At 67.8% G+C, this 20,519-nt stretch carries 18 protein-coding genes; 11 read left to right on the top strand and 7 right to left on the bottom strand.

Translation table 11 applies throughout. The annotated features are described in order from the left end of the window. Window positions 1-12: 12 nt before the first annotated feature. Window positions 13-789 carry a DUF3710 domain-containing protein gene (locus G6N67_RS28615; RefSeq protein WP_110798574.1) on the bottom strand — a complete coding sequence of 259 codons (777 nt, stop codon included), beginning with the start codon at window positions 787-789 and terminating at the stop codon, window positions 13-15. After that, a complete protein-coding gene (gene dut, locus G6N67_RS28610) occupies window positions 786-1,250 on the bottom strand; it encodes a dUTP diphosphatase (RefSeq protein ID WP_036437242.1) in 465 nt (154 codons plus the stop codon). The genes G6N67_RS28615 and dut overlap by 4 nt, the downstream gene beginning before the upstream one ends. A gap of 25 nt (window positions 1,251-1,275) precedes the next feature. Here dut and G6N67_RS28605 point away from each other — a divergent pair, with 25 nt between their 5' ends. Next, a complete protein-coding gene (locus G6N67_RS28605; RefSeq protein WP_036437240.1) occupies window positions 1,276-1,755 on the top strand; it encodes a DUF3093 domain-containing protein in 480 nt (159 codons plus the stop codon). A gap of 10 nt (window positions 1,756-1,765) precedes the next feature. On the opposite strand, the gene G6N67_RS28600 is transcribed toward G6N67_RS28605, so the two are convergent. Further along, entirely contained in the window at window positions 1,766-2,068 is a 303-nt protein-coding gene (locus tag G6N67_RS28600; RefSeq protein WP_015306517.1) for a DUF4193 domain-containing protein, read from the bottom strand. Between the two features lie 166 nt (window positions 2,069-2,234). Between G6N67_RS28600 and cei the strand changes: the two genes are divergently transcribed. Next, window positions 2,235-2,885, top strand: coding sequence for an envelope integrity protein Cei (gene cei, locus G6N67_RS28595; protein WP_036437237.1), 651 nt, complete (start codon window positions 2,235-2,237; stop codon window positions 2,883-2,885). Here cei and G6N67_RS28590 read toward each other — a convergent pair. After that, window positions 2,859-3,710, bottom strand: coding sequence for an inositol monophosphatase family protein (locus G6N67_RS28590; RefSeq protein WP_036437235.1), 852 nt, complete (start codon window positions 3,708-3,710; stop codon window positions 2,859-2,861). The genes cei and G6N67_RS28590 overlap by 27 nt on opposite strands. A gap of 122 nt (window positions 3,711-3,832) precedes the next feature. Between G6N67_RS28590 and ppgK the strand changes: the two genes are divergently transcribed. From ppgK to G6N67_RS28550, 8 genes are all read left to right on the top strand, one after another. Next, a complete protein-coding gene (gene ppgK, locus G6N67_RS28585; RefSeq protein ID WP_036437233.1) occupies window positions 3,833-4,636 on the top strand; it encodes a polyphosphate--glucose phosphotransferase in 804 nt (267 codons plus the stop codon). A gap of 217 nt (window positions 4,637-4,853) precedes the next feature. After that, a complete protein-coding gene (locus G6N67_RS28580; protein WP_036437230.1) occupies window positions 4,854-6,314 on the top strand; it encodes an RNA polymerase sigma factor in 1,461 nt (486 codons plus the stop codon). Between the two features lie 197 nt (window positions 6,315-6,511). After that, window positions 6,512-9,727 (top strand): hypothetical protein, encoded by a 3,216-nt coding sequence (locus G6N67_RS28575; RefSeq protein ID WP_131524784.1) that lies wholly within the window; start codon window positions 6,512-6,514, stop codon window positions 9,725-9,727. Continuing rightward, on the top strand, window positions 9,724-10,128 hold the full coding sequence (locus tag G6N67_RS28570) for a hypothetical protein (protein WP_036437227.1): 405 nt from the start codon (window positions 9,724-9,726) through the stop codon (window positions 10,126-10,128). Before G6N67_RS28575 ends, G6N67_RS28570 begins: the two co-directional genes overlap by 4 nt. 109 nt (window positions 10,129-10,237) lie before the next feature. Next, on the top strand, window positions 10,238-10,864 hold the full coding sequence (locus G6N67_RS28565; protein WP_036437225.1) for a LuxR C-terminal-related transcriptional regulator: 627 nt from the start codon (window positions 10,238-10,240) through the stop codon (window positions 10,862-10,864). Window positions 10,865-10,973: 109 nt separating this feature from the next. Continuing rightward, a complete protein-coding gene (locus G6N67_RS28560) occupies window positions 10,974-11,651 on the top strand; it encodes a Pvc16 family protein (RefSeq protein WP_081812697.1) in 678 nt (225 codons plus the stop codon). A 10-nt stretch (window positions 11,652-11,661) separates the two neighbouring features. Next, entirely contained in the window at window positions 11,662-13,713 is a 2,052-nt protein-coding gene (locus tag G6N67_RS28555) for an ATP-binding protein (RefSeq protein WP_051579003.1), read from the top strand. Further along, entirely contained in the window at window positions 13,710-15,707 is a 1,998-nt protein-coding gene (locus tag G6N67_RS28550; protein WP_036437224.1) for a zinc ribbon domain-containing protein, read from the top strand. The genes G6N67_RS28555 and G6N67_RS28550 overlap by 4 nt, the downstream gene beginning before the upstream one ends. A 6-nt stretch (window positions 15,708-15,713) precedes the next feature. On the opposite strand, the gene G6N67_RS28545 is transcribed toward G6N67_RS28550, so the two are convergent. The 3 genes from G6N67_RS28545 to G6N67_RS28535 are packed head-to-tail and all read right to left on the bottom strand — an operon-like array spanning window position 15,714 to window position 18,616. Then, complete coding sequence (locus tag G6N67_RS28545) at window positions 15,714-16,625, bottom strand: RsiV family protein (protein ID WP_051579002.1); 912 nt, start codon at window positions 16,623-16,625, stop codon at window positions 15,714-15,716. Between the two features lie 12 nt (window positions 16,626-16,637). Continuing rightward, a complete protein-coding gene (locus G6N67_RS28540; RefSeq protein WP_051579001.1) occupies window positions 16,638-17,135 on the bottom strand; it encodes a hypothetical protein in 498 nt (165 codons plus the stop codon). Continuing rightward, window positions 17,132-18,616, bottom strand: a complete 1,485-nt coding sequence (locus tag G6N67_RS28535) for a peptidoglycan DD-metalloendopeptidase family protein (protein WP_036437222.1) — start codon at window positions 18,614-18,616, stop codon at window positions 17,132-17,134. Before G6N67_RS28535 ends, G6N67_RS28540 begins: the two co-directional genes overlap by 4 nt. Before the next feature lie 234 nt (window positions 18,617-18,850). Here G6N67_RS28535 and G6N67_RS28530 point away from each other — a divergent pair, with 234 nt between their 5' ends. Continuing rightward, complete coding sequence (locus tag G6N67_RS28530; RefSeq protein ID WP_131524783.1) at window positions 18,851-20,515, top strand: hypothetical protein; 1,665 nt, start codon at window positions 18,851-18,853, stop codon at window positions 20,513-20,515. Window positions 20,516-20,519: the final 4 nt, after the last annotated feature.

Raw genomic sequence — 20,519 nt, 5'->3', positions numbered from 1 at the left:
CGGGCCGACGAATCACCCGCCCGTGATGGTGCGCAGCTGCTGCATCGCCGAGCCCTGCGCACTGCGGCGCGCAACCGGCGCGGGCTGCTGCTGCTGCTCCTGAGGAGGCGCCTGCTGCTGGGCCTGTTCGGCGGCGGCCTGTGCTGCCGCGCGCAGTTGCGCCGCCATGGGTTCGGGCAACTGCACCTGCAGCGGGGTTCGGACCGGCAGCGGCGTGTCGCCGCGCCGGACGACACAGTCGGCCAATGACGCCCGGGCCTCTTCGGCGAGCGCGTCGATGGTCTCCGCGGAGCCGTTGACCACACAGCGCACCATCCAGCGATAGCCGTCGGCGCCGATGAACCGCACCACGCCGCCATTGCCGGTGCCGACCACCTCACGCCCCCACGGGCCGTCCTGGATGCTGACCGACTCGGCGTCCTTGCGCAACGAGTCGGCGAGTTCGGTCGCCACCTCGCGCCACAGGCCCGGGCTCTTCGGCGCGGCGTACGCGGCGATCGTGAACCGGCCGTTGGGCGTCACCACCCACACCGCGCTCGGCGCACCCGCCTCGTTGAGCTCGACCTGCACCTGACCCCCGTCGGGCATCGGGATGAGCACCGAACCGAGGTCGAGGCGGCCCTGCGCGGCGACGCTCGCGTCGTCGAAGTCGTCGATGTCGAACGGGCCTTCCAGCGGCTCGTCCGCGTCGATGTCGTCGGCCGGTGCCGACTCCTCGGACGCGCGCAGCGTGCTGCTGCCCTTGTCCGCGCTGTCGTCCTTCTTGCTGCGTTTTCCGAATGCCATCACAAACTCGCATGTCCGCCGGAGGAGCCGTGGCCGCCGTCGCCACGGGAAGTGTCGGCCAGGCCGGCCTCGTCGAACGAGGTGACCTCGACCAATTCGGGAAGTTCTACCCGCTGCACCAGCAGCTGGGCAATCCGGTCACCGCGGTTGACCACTATCGGCGTGTGGGGATCGAGGTTGATCAGTGACACCTTGATCTCACCGCGGTAGCCGGCATCGATCGTGCCCGGGCTGTTGACGATCGAAAGACCAACGCGCGCAGCCAAACCCGAGCGGGGATGCACCAGACCCACCATGCCGTGGGGAATCGCGACCGCCACACCGGTGGGAACGAGCGCCCGTTGACCGGGTGCCAGTTCCACGTCCTGTGCGCTGTAGAGGTCGACGCCGGCGTCACCTTCGTGGGCCCGAGCGGGCATCGGTAGTTCGCGGTCCAATCGGACGACCGCCAGGGAGTTGGACACGACGTCACAGATTACTCTGAGCCGCGTGTCAGACACGCGCGCAACCACCCGAACCGTGCGGTATCACGAGCGGTTGTGGGTGCCCTGGTGGTGGACCCTGCCCGCGGTGGGCCTGGCGATCCTGATCGCCGTGCAGGTCAACATGGGTGTCCCGGCGATACCCGCCTGGGTGCCGCACGCCGTGCTGATACCGGTGGCCGTGGCAGTGCTGCTGTGGTTCAGCAAGACCGAGATTCAGGTGGTCGATCAGCCCGACCGCGAGACCGAAGTTTGGGTGGGTTCGGCCCACCTGCCGGTCAGTGTCATATCGCGCACCGCGGAGGTGCCGCGTTCGGCGAAGTCCGCCGCGCTCGGCAGGCAACTAGACCCTGCCGCATATGTGGTGCACCGGGCCTGGATCGGCCCCATGGTGCTGGTGGTGCTCGACGATCCGGATGACCCCACCCCGTACTGGTTGGTCAGTACCCGTCACCCGGACCGCGTGCTGGCCGCGCTCGGCGGCTGACGCCTGAGGCTCAGGCGGCGCAATCGGTGCAGATCATCACGCCGTTCTTCTCACTGGCGAGACGGCTGCGGTGATGAACCAGGAAGCAGCTCGAACAGGTGAACTCGTCCGCCTGCTTCGGGACCACTCGCACTGACAGTTCTTCACCCGACAGATCCGCGCCCGGCAGCTCGAATGACTCGGCGGATTCAGATTCGTCGACATCAACCACGGCGGACTGTGCCTCGTTGCGCCGGGCCTTGAGCTCCTCGAGCGAATCCTCGGAAACGTCGTCAGTCTCGGTGCGCCGCGGAGCGTCGTAGTCGGTAGCCATCGTCTGTGTCCCCTCCCTTGTCCTTGCAGCTGAGCTTTGTACCAGCGTCGAACGCATTCCCCAAATGATTCGTGCCCGGATTGCCACACGTTTCAGTGTGATTTACATCACACTGTTCTCTGAGCTCTGGCGCGGCAATGGACGACCTTGCCTTTAGAGTGCAGGGGTGGTCGCGCAAATCACCGATGGCACCGCCTTCGACCGACACGGTCGCCCGTTCCGTCGGCGCAACTTTGTTCCGGGCATTGTGCTCTTCGTCGCACTCGCGGTGGTGACGCTGACGGTGTGGGTCGTCGCGCTCAACCGGCCGGCCGACGTGCACGAGGCCACGGTGTGCAACGCGCCGCCCGCACCCACCGACCCGGCAACGCCGGTGCTCGGCGAGCAGGTCGCCCGTTCGGCGATGACCGACATCACCCCTGCCCCGTTGGCCGAGACCAAGATCCGCGTGCTCAACGCGAGCGGACAGGGCGGCCAGGCCGGCGAGGTGGCCGGCGCACTGCGCGATCTCGGCTTCGCCCAGCCGGAAGCGAGCAACGACCCGATCTACTCGACCACCCGTCTGGAGTGCCAGGGCCAGATCCGGTTCGGCCCAACGGGGCGCACGGCCGCGGCCGCGGTGTGGCTCGTGGCGCCGTGCACCGAGCTCTTCCAGGACGAAAGACCGGATGCCACAGTCGATCTGGCGCTCGGCACGGAGTTCAGCGAGCTCGCCAGCAGCGACGACATCAACGCCGTGCTGGCCAGCCTGCGTCCCGACGCCACCCAGCCCGCGGACTCGGCGCTGCTGTCAAAGATCCATACCGGCGCCTGCTAGCGCGCCGGTGAGCGCGGTCGCGATGCCCGGCGCCGCTGCCGCGATCCGCCCGGGACCGCCGGTGGCCGGCAGCCACAGCCGCGCACCCGCCTCGGCCGCGATCAACGCACCCGCGGCCCAGTCCCACACATGCACGCCGTCCTCGTAGTACGCGTCGAGCTGGCCTGCCGCGACCATGCACAGGTCGAGTGCGCACGAACCGATCCGGCGCACATCGCGGACCTCGGGCAGGATCCGGGCCAGGATCTGGGCTTGTTGTTGCCGCCGCTCGGGAACATAGGAGAAACCGGTGCCGAGCAAGGCCATGCCGAGGTCGTCGACGGCGTTGCACCGCAACGGCGTGCTCACCCCGTCCTGGAGCGCGTGCGCGCCGTGCCCTCGGGCCGCGGAGTAGACCACGCCCGCCGGCACATTGGCGACCGCGCCCGCGACCGACTCACCGTCCTGCTGGACGGCCACCGACACCGCGTACGCCGCGATGCCGTAGACGAAGTTGACCGTGCCGTCGATCGGATCGATCACCCAGCTCAACCCGTCCCGCCCGTCGCGGCGGCCGCCTTCCTCCTCGCCGAGCACATGCTCCCCCGGCCGCAGCACGGCCAGCCGCTCGCGCAGCCACCGTTCGGTCTCGGTGTCCACGACCGTGACCGGATCGGTGGGCGTGCTCTTGGATCGGACCGCGCCCCCGTCGTTCCCCTCGCGGGCCTCGGCACCGCCGCCGCCGAACACCTCGACGCGACGGGCCCGGACGAATTCGGCGGCTTCGGTCGCCAACTGCTCTGCCACTGTGCGCAGGCCGACCAGATCTGTGCTGTTTTCCGTCACGCGACCATCGCAACACGTTCGCGCCGAAAAGTCGCTCGCCGGGATGTGAGACCACCGGCACAAGCGTTCGTGAACTACTAGGGTGAGGTCGCGACATACCCTGCCCCGCAAAGGAGCGCCCGATGACCGCAATCGACACGCCGAACACCGATTCCGCCGGCGACAGCGGCGGCCAGCGTCGCGGCTTCGGCGTCGACGTGGGCGGCAGTGGGGTCAAGGGCGGAATCGTCGACCTCGGCACGGGCCAGCTCATCGGCGAGCGCTTCAAGCTCGACACGCCGCAGCCGTCCACACCCGAGGCCGTCGCCAAAACCGTCGCCGCGGTGGTCCGGGAATTCGGCTGGACCGGCCCGCTCGGGGTGACCTATCCGGGCGTGGTGACCAACGGCATCGTGCGCACCGCGGCCAACGTCGATCACGGCTGGATCGGGGTGAACGCGGCCGAGGTCATCGGCGCCGAACTCGACGGTCAGTCGGTGACGGTGCTCAACGACGCCGACGCCGCGGGCCTGGCCGAGGAACGGTTCGGCGCGGGGCGGGACAACACGGGTGTCATCGTGCTGCTGACCTTCGGCACCGGAATCGGGTCGGCGGTGATCCAGAACGGGGTGCTGTTGCCCAACACCGAGTTTGGCCATCTCGAGGTCGGCGGCAAGGAGGCCGAACACCGCGCCGCCTCGTCGGTCAAGGAACGCAAGGAATGGAGCTACGAGCGGTGGACCAAGGAGGTCACCAAGGTGCTCGTGACGATCGAGAACGCGATCTGGCCGGACCTCTTCATCGCGGGCGGCGGCATCAGCCGCAAGGCCGACAAGTGGCTGCCCCTGCTGGAGAATCGCACCCCCGTGGTGGCCGCGGCACTGCAGAACACCGCGGGCATCGTCGGGGCCGCGATGGCCGCCGACGTCAAAGCTACCGCGCAGTAGCTTCTCTGTTTTTCCGGGCCGACACGGCAGGTCGACGCGTCGGATTTGCCGCTCGGCACAGAGAAAGCACACACTGTCGTTACAATGGTCTTCGGCGGCCGCCTACCGAAATAGCGGCAAGTATCCCCAGCCGATAACAACGCCAACATTCGATAGCCGACGCTTTCGGTGGTGTATGCCCATGCCCACCGGATGAACGCAAGACCGAAAGGGTGACGTGGCAGCGACAAAGGCAAGCCCGGCAACCGACGAGCCGGTGAAGCGCACCGCTACCAAGACCCCCGCCAAGAAGGCTCCGGCCAAGCGGGCAGCCAAGGCAACGGCCGCGAAAACCGCGGGTGCGAAGCCGGCCAAGGCCCCCGCCAAGAAAGCTCCGGCCAAGCGGGCGGCCAAGGCCCCCGGGACCAAACCCGAGGATCTCGGCGCCGACGACCTCGAGACCACCGACGAACTCGACGCCGAGCCCGGCGACGACCTCGACGTCGACGACGCGGACCTCGACCTCGAGGAGCTCGACAGCGACGATGACGCGGTCGACGACGCCGACGACGAAGAGGGCGAAGAGGAAGACGAGGAGACCGTCGCCGAGGGCGAAGGCACTCCCGACGCGGCCGCGAAGCCGGCCAAGGCTGCGGGAGCAGCAGAAGACGACGACATCGCGGAGCCCTCCGAGAAGGACAAGGCATCGGGCGACTTCGTCTGGGACGAGGAAGAATCCGAGGCGCTGCGGCAGGCCCGCAAGGACGCCGAGCTCACCGCGTCGGCCGACTCGGTGCGTGCCTACCTCAAGCAGATCGGCAAGGTCGCGCTCCTCAACGCAGAAGAGGAAGTCGAGCTCGCCAAGCGCATCGAGGCCGGCCTGTTCGCCACCCAGAAGATGGCGGAGTTCGCCGAGAAGGGCGAGAAGCTGCCGGTTCAGCTGCGCCGCGACATGCAGTGGATCTGCCGGGACGGCGACCGCGCGAAAAACCATCTGCTGGAGGCGAACCTGCGTCTGGTGGTGTCGCTGGCCAAGCGCTACACCGGCCGCGGCATGGCGTTCCTCGACCTGATCCAGGAAGGCAACCTGGGTCTGATCCGCGCAGTCGAGAAGTTCGACTACACCAAGGGCTACAAGTTCTCCACGTACGCCACCTGGTGGATCCGCCAGGCCATCACCCGCGCCATGGCCGACCAAGCCCGCACCATCCGCATCCCGGTGCACATGGTCGAGGTGATCAACAAGCTGGGCCGCATCCAGCGCGAGCTGCTGCAGGATCTGGGCCGCGAGCCCACGCCCGAAGAGCTCGCCAAAGAGATGGACATCACGCCGGAGAAGGTGCTGGAGATCCAGCAGTACGCGCGTGAGCCCATCTCGCTGGACCAGACCATCGGCGACGAGGGTGACAGCCAGCTCGGTGACTTCATCGAGGACTCCGAGGCGGTCGTGGCCGTCGACGCGGTGTCCTTCACGCTGCTGCAGGACCAGCTGCAGTCGGTGCTGGAGACGCTGTCGGAGCGCGAGGCGGGTGTGGTGCGGTTGCGCTTCGGCCTGACCGACGGCCAGCCCCGCACGCTCGACGAGATCGGCCAGGTCTACGGCGTGACGCGCGAGCGCATCCGCCAGATCGAGTCCAAGACCATGAGCAAGCTGCGCCACCCCAGCCGGTCGCAGGTGCTGCGGGACTACCTGGACTAGAGCCGCAAGCCGAAGGTGCAGGAAAACCGGCCCGTCAGGGCACCCCGGCGCACGTAGTCGTACCGGCTCCGCCGACCTAGCGTCGGACTGTGCCGACCCATCGCCGGCGATCCACGAACGGTGCGGATCTGCCTACCGGTCCCGCGCAGCGTGCGAAGCCCAGTGCGGTGTCCGCTGCGGCGGGGAAGCTTCTGGGCATGCAGCGTCAGGCCGGCAACCAGGCGGTGGTCAACTGGGTCGTCGGACGGCGCCAAGCGGTGCAGCGTCTCCGTGCGGTGCAGCGCGAAGAACCAGACGACGAGACCCTCAAGCTGGAAGCCGCCGAGCTCGCCACAGTGCCGTCGGGATCCGGTGGCACCGTGCGACTTTCAGACCCGTTGCACGATGCCGGGCACCCCGACGAGAAGCCCAACATCGCACCGCTGCAGATCGCCGCCACTGCCGTCCGTAACAAGAATGACGGCCAGCGCAAAGGGTTCGACAGCCAACCGGAGGCCGTGGCGTTCGCCGTGGCACGGGCGGGCGGGTGTGGCGCAGGTGTCGTGAAACGTGGCCGGTTCTATTTCGTCGTGACATTCGTCCCGAATCCCGACTTCCTTCGGCAGAAGGTGTACGCATACACGTCGGCGCAGGGCATTCTCACGGCAGTCGGCAACGACGGCTTCGTCTTCGACCCCGCGGTGACGCGATACCAACCAGACACCGGTCTGCTCAAGGCCGAGGATCTGGTGCGGCTGCACAACGATCCCGCCAAATCCATGCCCGGTACCGCGTCGCCGGCAGAGCTGGCCGCCATGGCGGGTGTCCCACCACCGGGAGTGAAGGAGGGTGATGCCGCGGCCGCCGGTCAAGGTGCCGTCGAGATCGCGCCTGACCAACAGGAAGCGTTCATCCGCCAATACCTCGTCGCGAGAGGCATGGCGATGCTCAACGCGAACGAGACGGCGACGCTCAAACTGGTCGAAGACTTCAAGCCCACCAACGCCGGTGATGCGAACACCGCGAGTTCCGGCGTGTCGGCCAACGCGAAGAAGATGATCGACAACGCCCGTGAGGTCGCCGCCGATCTCGCCAAGGTCCAAGATCAGGAAATCGCCCTGGAAAAGCTGATGTCCGACCGGGATTGGGCTCAGTCGATCAGCCGGACGTCGCAGACGAAATGGACTGCCGAAGGCGTCACCAAGACTTTGCGAGAGTGGCGAACGGATCTCGAGGGCCGGCAGAAGGACATCGCCGCGCGCAAGAACGACATCTTCGCCAAGAACGCCGTCGTCGCACAACTGGTGAGCAAACGCGAACCGGACACCGGTCTCGGCACCGATATCAAGCGAGCACTCGACAGCAACGTCGCCTGGGCCATCCCCGGGGTCAAGCTCGGTTGGGAGGCCTACAAGGCCATCAGCCCGGACAACACCGCAAACGCCGGACTACTCCGCACCGGTACGGACGAGCAGGTTCGGGCCGAGATGCAGAAGAAGCTCGATGCCGTCGTGAAAGCCATCCGCGAGGTCAAGGCTCGGACCCTCGCCGGTGACCTGAAGTTCCTGGTGTCGATGCCGCGGCTGTACGACAACGTCAAGGCGGACTTCGCGCGCATCAAGGCGCGCAACACCATGCTGGCCCACGAGCTGGAGACCATCCGCGTCCAGACGGGTTCACAGGTCGACGTCAAAGAAGTCATCGACGTCGCCGGAACGGCACTGCAGTTGATCGGCTTCTTCTTCCCACCTGCCGAATTCCTGGGCTCGGTCATGACATTCGGTGTCGCGGCGGCGCGGCTCGGTGAGGCGCTGGACCAGAAGACCGTTGCAGAGGCTGCCGCGACGCCCGACCAGGCGATGCTGGATCCCGACAAGGCCCAGAAGAAGCTCAGCGAGGCCACTGCGGCGCTGGCGATCGAGTCGGTCAACCTCGGCATGTCGATGGGCGGCGCCGCGAAGGCCATCGAGGAAGGCAAGGTGCCGGCAGAGTTGAAGACCGCGAGTGCGACCGCGAGCGGTGTCTCCGACCTGATGGCGATGACCAGCATCGAACGCGAAGCACAAGTCGCCGCCAGCATCGGCAAGGTCGGTGAGGCGATGACGGTCCGAGAGGCCGGCGGGTATGCCACCATTCACGCTGCGCTGCCGTCGAATTCGCCGTCCCTGAAGAAGATCAACACCTGGCAGAACGGTGTTGTTGCGGAGATGACCGCTGCCGTGGGGGAACACCAACTCGCGAAAGCGGCGGGCGTCGACGTCGGTGCGGCGGGCCTCAAGCCGACCGGTCCCCTACCGGCGCCGCGTGCGGCCACCGCACCTGCTTCACTGCCACCGCTACCCGAGCTGGACGCAAAAGACGTCGAACTGGCCCGCGCCACCCTGGCGCGATCGGTCGGTGCCAAACCGGACGAAGCAGCCAAGCTGACCGGAATCACGATCGAGGATCCGGCAGCCCTCAAGCGGTACATGGAAGTATCGCCGCCTCCGGCCCTGGCACCGGACGAGATGCGCCGCGCACTCGCGCACCACGGCGCGCTACCCGCCGGAATGGAGGGCATGCAGCACCTGGAACCCGCCGCGATGAAGGACTACCTGAACAAGATGAAGGCGGGCGAAACCACCTGGGGCACAGGAGCTGCCGGTAAGCTGCCCACTGATCCGCAGGCCGTCAAACTCGTCGACCAACGGTGTGCACAATTGGCCTCCACCGTGAACGGAGCCATCGGACCCTCCGGCGTCCCGGCCGTGGGCGTCGGCTTTTCCAGCCAACTCGGCGCAGGCGCGGGCGGCCACTTCAACATGAAGACGTGGCGCATCGAATTCTCCTGGGAGACACTGGCTCAGGATATGACGCCCAGTCACGCGGAATTCCTCAAGTACGCGAACTTTCACGAAGGAACCCATGCGGACCAGTGGTGGCATGTGGCACGCATGATGGCCACCGACAACGTCCCGACGGCGACCATCGCCTCGAAGCTCGGCATGGATCCCAAGATCGCAAGCCTCGCAGTGCAAGAGGCGAAAATCAGACCCTTGCCGGTGATGTCTGCCGAGGCCGCACCGTATCGTGAGATATACACCAGCATTTCGCATTCCAAGGTTGTCGACCGTGAAGGCGTACTGGATCGTTTCCACGCCGCAGCGGCCAGGAAACAGGCCGCGGAGGCCGCGCTGACCACTGCCGAGAACGAATTGCGGGCCGCCGAGTCGGCATGGCAGGCTCAGAAGTCACAGCCGCCGAGTACCGCGCGCAAAGACGCGTATCTGGAACTCGACGCACGACAGTTGGACTGGAACGCCGCCAAGACCAATCTGTCCAAGGCCGACCAGGACTATCAGGTCAAGCTCGCGGCCTACCTCGACCTCCCCGAGGAGCGGCAGGCCCAGGCCGCCGAGCGCGCGCTCCAGAAGGCGGGCAGGTCAACGCCGTGAAGCACTCGAATCCGCTCGACCTGGTGACCGAAGCCGTCAAGCTCATCGGCGGCTCGGAGGTCGCCCGGACGGCGCAAGTGCTGGGCGCGGACGTCGGCACGGCCGACGACGGCACGAGCTTCCTGGGCACCCAACCGGCCCCCGGCGTCTACCTGATCCAGATTCTCGATCGCGATGGCGACGACCGCATCGACGACATCGTGCTGCGGTTGAGCCAACCCGTCGCGCTGTCCGAGCTCGTCACTCGCCTCGGTGGTTACCAGACCCCCGCCAGCTCCGGCCACCGTCAGGTCCACGATGTGTGGTTCACCACCGAGGATGCCGTCGTCACGGCCCGCTGCGACCGGCCGCCCGGCCCCGATTCGGCTGTCGTCGAGATCTTCATCAGGCCTGCTCGATAGACCGTTCCGTTGAGCGTTTGTTGAGAAATCCCGCGATCGGCGTTGAGCCGGCGTTGATGCCCGTCCGGATACTCGTCGGCAACTAACCGGTCGCCCGAAGGGGAATGCCATGCAGACGCGAGTGTCCACCTACGTTTATGCCGACGACCCGATCCTGCAGGCGGGTGTGGTCAGCCAGCTCCGGATGCGCCCGGAGATCGACGTCGTCGAAGCCGGCGAGTTGGCCGGTGTCGACGTCGGCATCGCGGTGGCCGACACGCTCGACGACGAGACCATCCGGATCCTGCGCTCGCTCAAGAAGGCCGGTGTCGGGCACACCATCCTGGTGATGAGCTCGATCGACGAGACCACCGTCGTCAACGCCGCCGAGGTCGGCGTCAGCGGGCTGCTGCGTCGCGGCGAAGCCACCCCGGATCTGCTGGTCCGCACGATCCAGAAGGTGGCCGCGGGTGACGGCTTCATCCCCGCCGATCTGCTCGGCCATCTGCTGGGGCAGGTCGGACGGCTTCAGCGCCAGGTACTTTCACCGCGCGGCCTGACCTTCACCGGGCTGTCGGAACGCGAGATCCAGGTTTTGCGGTTGATCGCCGACGGCCACGACACCAACGAGATCGCCCGGCAGCTGTGCTACAGCCAGCGCACCGTCAAGAACGTGCTGCACGACGTGACGACCCGGCTGCAGCTGCGCAACCGGTCCCATGCCGTGGCCTACGCGGTGCGCGAAGGGCTCATCTGAGCGCGGGCCTCGACGAGCCCGACCGTCGCCCGTTCGGGCACAATCCCGTGCCTTCACATCGGGACTCACGCTCGTACCCCACAACACAACCGCACGGAACGATGGGCCAGTGATACCTGAAGTAGACCACGCACTACGCACCCTCATCGAGCGCGAGGCCGTCGACGCAGGCGAGGTCGACGTCGAGTTCGACGCGCCCACCAAGGATTGGGCGAGCCGACGCAACGCGCCGACCGTCGGCGTGTACCTGTACGACATCCGCGAGGATCTTCGCCGCCGAGAGCGCGGCCTGCTCAACGAATACGAGGGCAACCGGGTGCGGGCCAGGCACCTGCCGCCGCGGTATTTCAAGCTCTCCTATCTGGTGGCGGCCTGGACTCAGCGCCCAGAGGACGAGCACCGGTTGCTGGCCGCGTTGATGGGCTGTTTCCTGCGCTACGAGGCCCTTCCGGCTGATGTGCTGACAGGTTCCATTGCGGCACTGGGCCTCCCGGTCCCTGTCACGGTTGCCCTGCCGCCGCCTGAGGACCGCTCGTTCGCCGACGTGTGGACCGCGCTGGGCGGCGAGCTCAAGCCGTCGCTCGACGTCGTGGTGACGGCGCCGACCGACACCGGCCGCTCGTTCCCGGCCGGGCCGCCGGTGGCGAAGCCGCCCGTGCTGCAGACGTCGGGCCTCGACGGCGCGGTGCCCCGCGAGACCGTGCGCCGGCGCACGGTCGGCGACCCCGCATTCGGCCAGGAGAGCTCCGGCTCGCTGCGTGTCCGCAAGCGCCAGCGCAAGCAGTAGGACGCCGCGGATGGAGACGCCCCTGGACAGCACCCGTTACCTACTCGGCCGGGCGATGCTCGTAGAGGAGCGCATCCGCACGCTCGTCGCGCACCGGCGCAGCCACGACCCGGCCCCCGACGATCCGTTCCGGGGCCTGTACCTGAGCGACGACGTGGTCGACGCGCTGCTGTCCCCCACCCCGCCCGCGCCCGACCCGCCCCGGCAGGCCCGGTGGGAGTTCGAGGATCGTGCGGACCTCGCGGAGTCCGAGGGCACCGAGCTGCGCCTGCGCGCACTGGCCCGGGCTGCGGGCCTGTGCGCCCACGAGGTCGAGCTGCTCGTCGCCTGCCAGCTGCCGGACCTGGACGCGCGGTTCGAACGGCTCTACGGCTACCTCAACGACGATGTGACCCGACGGCGCGCTACGGTCGGGCTCGCGTTGGAGCTGGCCGACCTGTCCCCGCTGGACGCGTCCGCGCGCGCGATGCTGGCCCCGGGTTCGGCCCTGGTGGACAACGCGCTCGTGACGATCGACGACACCGAACGTCCCTTCCTCACCAGGGCATTACGGGTTCCCGACCGGGTGACCGCCTACCTCTTGGGTGACGACCGCCCCGACGCCGCCCTGGCAGAGCTGCTCGTCGAGCCACGTCGCCATCACTGCCCACAGTCCCGTGAGCTCGCCCAGGCGTTCAAGGCCGGCGAGCGGTTCTGCTATGTGCGGGAGTCGGTCAGCGACGCCGGCGCCGCCATCGCCGGTGACGCTTTCAGCACCGCCGGCTACAACGTACTGTGTTGTGACGCAACACGGTTGGCAACATCTTCCGACCTTGCGAGCACGGTCGCGATGCTCGGCCGGGAAGCGCTGCTGTGCAACGCCGGCCTGGTGGTCTCGCCGGTCGACGCACTCGGAGCCGACACCGCCGCTGTCGTCCACCGGCTGTCACACCTGCCGGTCCCGGTTGCGCTCACCGGGATTTCGGCGTGGAACCCCACGTGGTCGGACCGCGTGCCGCTGGTCGCCGACGCCGCACGGCTCAGTGTCGGTGAACGCATCGAGGTGTGGCAGCGTGAACTCGGATCCCTCGCCGACGGTATCGATGTCGAGGACATCGCGGCGCAGTACGTGTTCGGGCCCCGCCAGATCACCGCGGCGATCGCCGCGGCCGAATCTCTCGCCCGGTCGGCGGGCGGCTCGCCCGCCGACACCGATCTGCGCCGCGGCGCCCGGGCCCAGAACGCCGCGGGCCTCGAGCAGTTGGCGAGGCGCATCGAGCCCGCGGTCTCGTGGCCGGACCTCGTCCTGCCCGACAAGGCACTCAATCAGTTGCGCGACTTGACCACCCGGGCCCGCAAACGCGAACTGGTGCTGTCGGACTGGCGGATGCGCCCGGGTGGTGGGCGTGGCACGGGGGTGACCGCGCTGTTCGCCGGTGATTCGGGCACGGGAAAGACCATGGCCGCCGAGGTGATTGCGGCCGATCTCGGACTCGACCTCTACACCGTCAATCTCGCGACGGTGGTGGACAAGTACATCGGCGAGACCGAGAAGAACCTGGAGCGGATCTTCACCGAGGCCGCCCGGGTCAGCGCGGTGCTGCTGTTCGACGAGGCCGACGCGATCTTCGGCAAGCGCAGCGAAGTGCGCGATGCGCACGACCGGTACGCCAACATCGAGAGCGCATACCTGCTGCAGCGGATGGAGACGTTCGACGGCCTGGCCGTGCTGGCGACCAATCTGCGGGCCAACCTCGACGACGCGTTCACCCGTCGCCTCGACATGGTGGTGGACTTCCCGGTGCCCGACGAGACCGCCCGGCTCGCACTATGGCGGCGCTGCCTGGCCCCACCGGTGCCCACGCGCGGAGAACTCGACCTGGGCGCCGTTGCCCGGGCTTTCCCGTTGTCGGGAGGCAACATTCGCTCGGCTGCGATCACCGCGGCCTACCTGGCCGCGGGCACCGGTGCCGAGATCGACAACGAGCATGTCACCGCGGCGATCCAACAGGAGTACCGCAAACTCGGCCGGCTGCTGCCCACACCCGATACCGACGGCCAGTGTCAGGAGATCCGAAGATGACAGAGCATCTTTGCGAACAGTGCGGTGCCGAGAATGCCGCCAACGCGCAGTTCTGCACCAAGTGCGATTTCTACCTCGGCTGGGACACCGGGGACGGATCCCTCGACAAAGCTCCGTTGACCGCATCCGTGCCCGTCGTGCGGGAAACCCACAGCCAGAAGTTCCCCGCCGTGACCGTCGGCCGGCCTCGGGTCACAACCCCGCCGCCGGTCAACCGCCCTGGTCGGCCCGCGGGCCGACCGGCGTCCGCGCCCACGGTGACCATCGAGCATCCCGAGGTGGAATTGGACCCCGTCAGCGGCGGGACCGTCGACGTCTGCATTCGCAACCGGTCCGCGATCGTCGACGGGTACACGATCACCGCTCCCCGGGGCCCCGAATGGCTGCAGATCCAGCATCCCGAGATCAGGTTGTTGACCGACGAGGAAAGCACCACGACAGTGTCGTTCAGCATCCGGCCGGGGTTCGACGTCTACGTGCAACGCTTCCGCCTGCACGTCCAGATCTGCTCGGTCGAGGATCCCGCCAAACGCGCCGACGCCGAACTCGTGGTCACGGTGCCCCGCATCGGCGGGCCCGTGACGGTGACGGCCGAACCGCAGATGCTGCGCCTGCGGGACCAGACCAGCGGCCGGTTCCGGGTGCGGTTGGACAACTCCGGCAGCAACTACCCACAGCGGTACCATCTGTCCGGCAGTGACCCCGAAGGCGCTGTCCGGTTTCGGTTCCAACCCCAGACCGTCGAGGTGCCGCCCCGGCGCTCGACGTATGTCGACGTTCGATTCGACGCTCCCCCACTGGAATACGGCCAGCAGGTGCCGCGCACGCTGAAAGTCACGGCGGCCAGCGATCAGGGGCCCATCGAAACGCTCGTCAACGTCATGCAGGAACGCTCCCAGGCGCCGTCGGACAGCCCGGTGCGGCTTCGTCTGGAACGCACCGTGACGCGGCTGCGGGATGCCACCTCGGCCGAGGTCGCGGTGCTGGTCGACAATCGCCGCGGCAGCAGGGACCGTCGACTGGTGTTCTCCGGGCGCGACCCGGAAGGCGTGGTGCGCTTCGGCTTCTCGCAACCGCAGTTGTACGTGCGGGCCGGTGAACAAGCCCGCATTCAGGTCAGCCTGCAGGCCCCGCTGCCGAATTCCGGCGCAGAGGTCGAACGCCCGATCACCGTGGTGTGCAACGACGGCAACGACGAGAGCGAGGCAACCGGGTCGCTGGTTCAGACCGCGAGCGCCTCACCGATGACGACGGCGCAGCTGCGCCTGGAACCCGAACACGTCGTGGTGCGCAACCGCCGCCGCGGCCGGCTGCGGGTGACCCTCGACAACAGCCGCGGCGCACTGCCTTTGAGCGCATGGCTGTCGGGCACGGACCCGGAGGGCGCAGTGCGTTTCACGTTCAGTCCGCCCCGGCTCGACGTGCCTGCCGGAGGCGTCGCCGTCGCGGCCCTTCGGATGTGGAGCAGTCTGCCCGGCGCAGGCAAGACTCTCGACCGCGAGATCACGGTCCGGGCCGACGACGGTGCGGGCGCGGTCGAGGAACAAGGCAAGTTCACGCAGTCGATGTCGGAGTTCCTGCCGCTGATCCGGCTGATCGCCACGTTGCTGGGCGGGCTGCTCGTGGTGTTCGGGGCGATCCGCCCGTGGTTCCTCGGCGGCCCGAGCTACGGCATCAGCTATCTGACCCAAGTCGTCGACCTGATCGACAGTCAGGCGCTGGCCCGTGAGGACATGTGGATGACGGTCAGCCAACCCACGGTGCGGGCGCTCCTGCTGGTGTTGGCGGGCATCATGCTGCTCGGGATCCTCAGCAGCAGTGGTAAATACACCATCATGGCGGGCTTCTGCGCCGGCGCGCTCATGGTGCTCTACATCGTTTTCGCGATGAGCACACTGCATTCGAATGCGCCCGCGTACGGCGTCCCGCTCGTGGTGGCCGGGGCCGTCATCGGGATCATCGGCGGGTTCTGCGTCAAACGCGGCACCTCGTGAGCACCGTCAGCTCGACACGATCTGCGCCACACCCGATTTCATGACATCGGTGAGGTTGTCCCATGGGACGGTCACCTCGACGATTCCCGCCGCGTTAGGCGCCACCGTGCCCTGCTCGAAAAAGACGCGCATCCCGTCTGTTTCGGCAGACCAGTGGGTGAACATCTCCTCGGTCGGCTGCACCTTGGTGGTATCGAAGCTCTCGGCCGCTGAGCTGCTCGGGCCCAGGGTCTTCGCCTCCTTGGCCAGCTGCTGCAGGCCTTCGGTGAGGTCGTTGAACAACGAGGACAGCGTGATGACACTGCCGCTTTCGGCGTCGATCACGACCGTGCTCACCAACGCCCGCGACGTGGCCTTGGTGACGTCGACCGCCGAGGTCCGCAACACGCCGCTGAGCACACGCTCACCGATCCGGACCCCGCTGCCCGGCCGGCCTTCCAGCTTGCCGCCGGTGATGGAATCCGCCTGGGTGTTGAGGGCAGACTTCATCTCGTCGTTGAAAACCCCTGCTACGTCGGGGTTTCCACCGGTGACCTGAGGCAACTCGACGTCGGCGAGAACGGTTCCCAGAAACCCGCTGACCTTCTCGGTGGTCGCGGTGAACGGTTCTTCGGTCTTCGACTCGTCTGTCGTCGATTCGTCGGTGCTCGATCCGTCGGTCGAACCGCCGGAACCGCCCGAGCCGTCGCCGGACGACGACCCGTCGCCACCGTCTCCGCCCTGTCCGGACGGCATCCCACCGTCTGACGGATTGGCGGCGTCGCTCGCGCTGGTACCCGTCTGGGCGGTGGGCACCGAGGTCACTTGGTGAGATTTGGGCGACGGCAAACCCACCGACCGCACGACATAGATTGCCACGACCACCAGGACGACCGCCCCGACAGCTGCCACCAGGATCCGTCCACCGCCGAACAGCATGTGACACCTTCCTCAGAACTTGATATCGGTGACGCGCCAGCTGTTGTCCGACTTGTTCGCGGTCACCCATACGGTGTGCCGGATCTCGTCGATCAAGCGGTGATCGTCAGTGGCGGCCGACTGCACGACCACGACGACGCGATGCGCGACGTCATCGGAGTTGGGCGGTGTCTCGTCGGCGAGGAAATACACCTTTGCCGTGATGGCGGCGCCGTCGGAACGCCACTGATCCCACTGCGATCCCGGCCCGGGCGCAGGCATCTGCTTGCCCTGCTTCGCCAGGTCTCCGGACAGGTACACGGCGGCCCGCTGGTAGGCGGCATCGGGTGACGCATCCTGGGTCGGGCGCCAGGTGAACATCGTCGTCAACGCGTTGGCGATGACCTCGTCGGGATCTCCCAGATCGACGTCCCTGGTGCTGGCCACCGGCAGCGGATCCGACGCACACCCGGTGATCGGTCCGATCACCACGACCGCGACACAGACCAGCAGGGCAACAAGCGTTCTCATGTCACCCGCCGCGCCTTGGACTCCGGGTAGTAGTCGGCCACCACCACGCCGCGCATGGGGTCGGCATGGATCATCTGACCGTTGCCGATCGCGATGCCGACATGGGACGGGCGGTTGTGCCGGTCCCAGCCGCTGAAGATCAGATCGCCGGGCTGCACCTGGGCGAGTGGGATCTCGTTGCCCACGTTCCACTGTTCGTCGGCCGTGCGGGGCAACACCTTCTTGCCGCTCGTACCGCGGATGATCGCGTAGTACGTCAACCCGGAGCTGTCGAAACCGTCGTTGGTCGGGCCGTCCACACCGCCGCCGCCCCACACCCACTTGCGGCCCTTGTACTGCTCGGCCGCGTCGACGACACTGGTCGGCTTACCGGTGACCGGCACAGTCTGCGGCGGCATGCCGCCCAGCCCCGGTGATGCCTCGAAAGCCTTGGCGCGCTGCATGATCTTGTACACGTACGGCTGGGTCTGGGTGGTGTAGTCACCGCCCGACGGCATACCGCCCGCGTTCTGCACCGCGCCGAAGCCCGCGTTGTAGGACGCCAGCGCAAGCGCCACCGGGTCGCCGGTGAGCGCACCGCTGCTGATGCCTGCGGAACACAGCCGGTAGTTCTCACACATCAGGGCGCCCTGGGACATCACCGCGTCGGGGATGCTGTTCACGTCCGGCGGCGGGCCGCTGCCGTCGTAGTCCTTGCCCCAGGTCTTCCAGGTGCCGGGCATGAACTGGGCCGGCCCTTGCGCTCCGGTCGACGACACCGGAGCGCTGGGTCCGTGCCGGAAACCGTTCTCCGCCTCCAGTTGTGCGGCGAGCACCGGCGCGGTGATGCCCTGGCACATCGCGCCGGCCTTGAGCAGCCACGGGAGGAACTCGGGTGGCACGAGTCCGGGCTTGAGCACGCCCGTCTGGCAGTCCGCCGCGGCCGAGGCCTGCTGCGCCGCGGACGGATTGGCCGGTGTCGGCGTCCTGTCGAGGATGAACGACGGGTCGACGGCCTGCCCGTGGTTGAGCCGGCCACCCTCCCAATACTCGAAATGCAGGTGAGTCCCGGTGGATTGGCCGTTGTTGCCCATCTCGGCGATGTGATCGCCCTCGCGCACCGCGGCACCCTGCCGCACCAGGACACCGTCGGGGAACATGTGGCCGTACACCGTCGAGACCAGACCTGTGCGGGTCTGCGAGTCGATGACGATCCACTGCCCGAACCCGCTGGCCGGCCCGGCCGCCACCACCGTGCCGTCCATGGCCGCGAAGATGTCGGTGTTCTCCTTGCCCGCCAGGTCGATGCCCTGGTGGGTCGAGTTGCCCCGCGGCCCGAAACCCGATGTCTTGGTATAGGTGCCGTCGGCCACCGGTTTTCCGCTCGTGGCGCAGACGCCCGCGGCCCACGCCGGGTTCGCCGGGGTGACCAGGACTGCCACGACGCTCACGCACAGCGCGATCAGCAATACCCGCCTGGGAACCCTGAGCACGGCCGTCATGGTCGATCTTTCGTCATGTCAACAAGTTCGGGGGCGCCGGTCGTGCGCCCACAGGTGAAGTGTCACGCGCGGGCGGATCGTTCGTCACGGGCTGCCGAACCGATATGCCCCTTCGGCCCCGCAGGACTGCCCGACCGGCCGACCACGACCGCACGATCGGCCGTCGCATCATTTGAGCCCGAATCGAACAATGAAGGAAACCCGCTCGCACGACACCTGGTCCGAGGAGACGGCATGGGGCGGCACCCGAAACGGCGGCATCGCCGACAACGACGCGTCCTCAACGTCTTTGTCGTGCTCATGGCCGCCTTCGTGGCGTTCGTCGCCGGCTGCGGCGGAAACCCGCCCGCGGCGCCGAGTGGCTCCGACTCTGACGAACCCGCACCGGCCGAGGCGCAGGACGCCATCGTCAAGGGTCTCGAAACGATGTTCACGTGGTTCCCGGCACGGGATGCGTCGCCGCGCGACGCCTACATCCGGGCGTTGCCCTACTTCGGTTCCCAGTTGCAGAACGGCAAGGACAACACGCTCGAACGCGGTAACAGCGTGTGGTGGCAGGGCTGGAAGGCCGAAAAGGCCGAAGTCACGGCCAAAGCGCTGCTGGTCGCGGGTGAGCACCCCGAGGACAAGCCCGACACCGTACAGCGTGCGGTCGTCGTCACCCAGACCGTGAAGGCCGCCGACGGTGAGGAACTCGACAGCACCACCATGCGCATCGACCGCGTCGTGGCCAAGAAGGGTCCGCAGGGATGGCGGGTCGAAGAGATCAACTTCTTCCCGGAGAACGAGTTCCGGACCAAGGTGTGCCCGCCCGGACAGTCACACCAGCCTGCGCCCGACGGCCCGTGCGTCCCGAATCCGCCTCCGCCGCCGAAGCAATGCCCCGATGGCAGCACCGTGCCTGCCGACCAGGTGTGCCCGCCCCCGGTCACCGGGCCAAACGTCACGCAATGCCCGGACGGCACAAGCGTTCCCGCCGGCGCGGCCTGCCCCGCAACCGGTCCGGTGACCACCCCGCCGACCGCAGGCAAGACCTGTCCCGAGGGACAGTCCCCCGACAGCAGCGGTACCTGCCAATGCCCGTCGGGAACCGTGAAGGACGGCGACCGGTGCGTCACGCCGTGCCCGGAGGGCCAGACTCGCAATCCCGACGGCAACTGCGAATGCCCGTCTGGCACAGTCAAAGAGGGCGAGCAGTGCGTGAAGCCCTGCGCCACGGGCGAGACCCGCAACCCCGACGGCACCTGCAAGGCCCAGCCGTGCCCGGACGGCCAGACCCGCAAGAGTGACGGCACCTGCCCGACCGGAACCCCATGCCCCGACGGGACCACCGTGTACGGCGACGACACGTGTCCCGTGGTGCCGTGCCCCGACGGCACGTCCGTGCCCAACGGGCAGACCTGCCCGCCGGTGAAATGCGCTGACGGCAGCTCGGTTCCGAACGGCCAGACCTGCCCGCCCGTCAGTTGCGCGGACGGCAGCTCGGTGCCCAACGGACAGACCTGCCCGCCGGTGCAGTGCGCCGACGGGAGCTCGGTGCCCAACGGACAGACCTGCCCACCGGTGCAATGCCCGAACGGCACCACCGTCCCCAACGGTCAAACCTGCCCACCGGTCATCCTGCAGAAGAAGCCGCCGGTCAGCGCATCGTGCACCGCAGGCACGCCGGGTGGTTTCGGGCCGGTCTGCACATGCCCGCCGGGCTACGACCTGTCGTCCGGCAACATGTGCGTCGAATCCACGGGCCCCGGCCCGGTCGTGCACTTCGCACCCACCGGTCATCCGTCCGCGGGAGCACCCATGTCCCGAGCCGCCAGGGCCATCGCGGTGCTGGCTCGGCCACCTGACCGGCTGACCGACTGCCTCACCCCCGGCCTGTTCATCTGCCCGCGCCGCTAGCAGC

The organism is Mycolicibacterium mageritense (assembly GCF_010727475.1).
GTDB classification, from domain to species: domain Bacteria; phylum Actinomycetota; class Actinomycetes; order Mycobacteriales; family Mycobacteriaceae; genus Mycobacterium; species Mycobacterium mageritense.
This window is presented reverse-complemented; position numbering and strand designations above follow the sequence as displayed.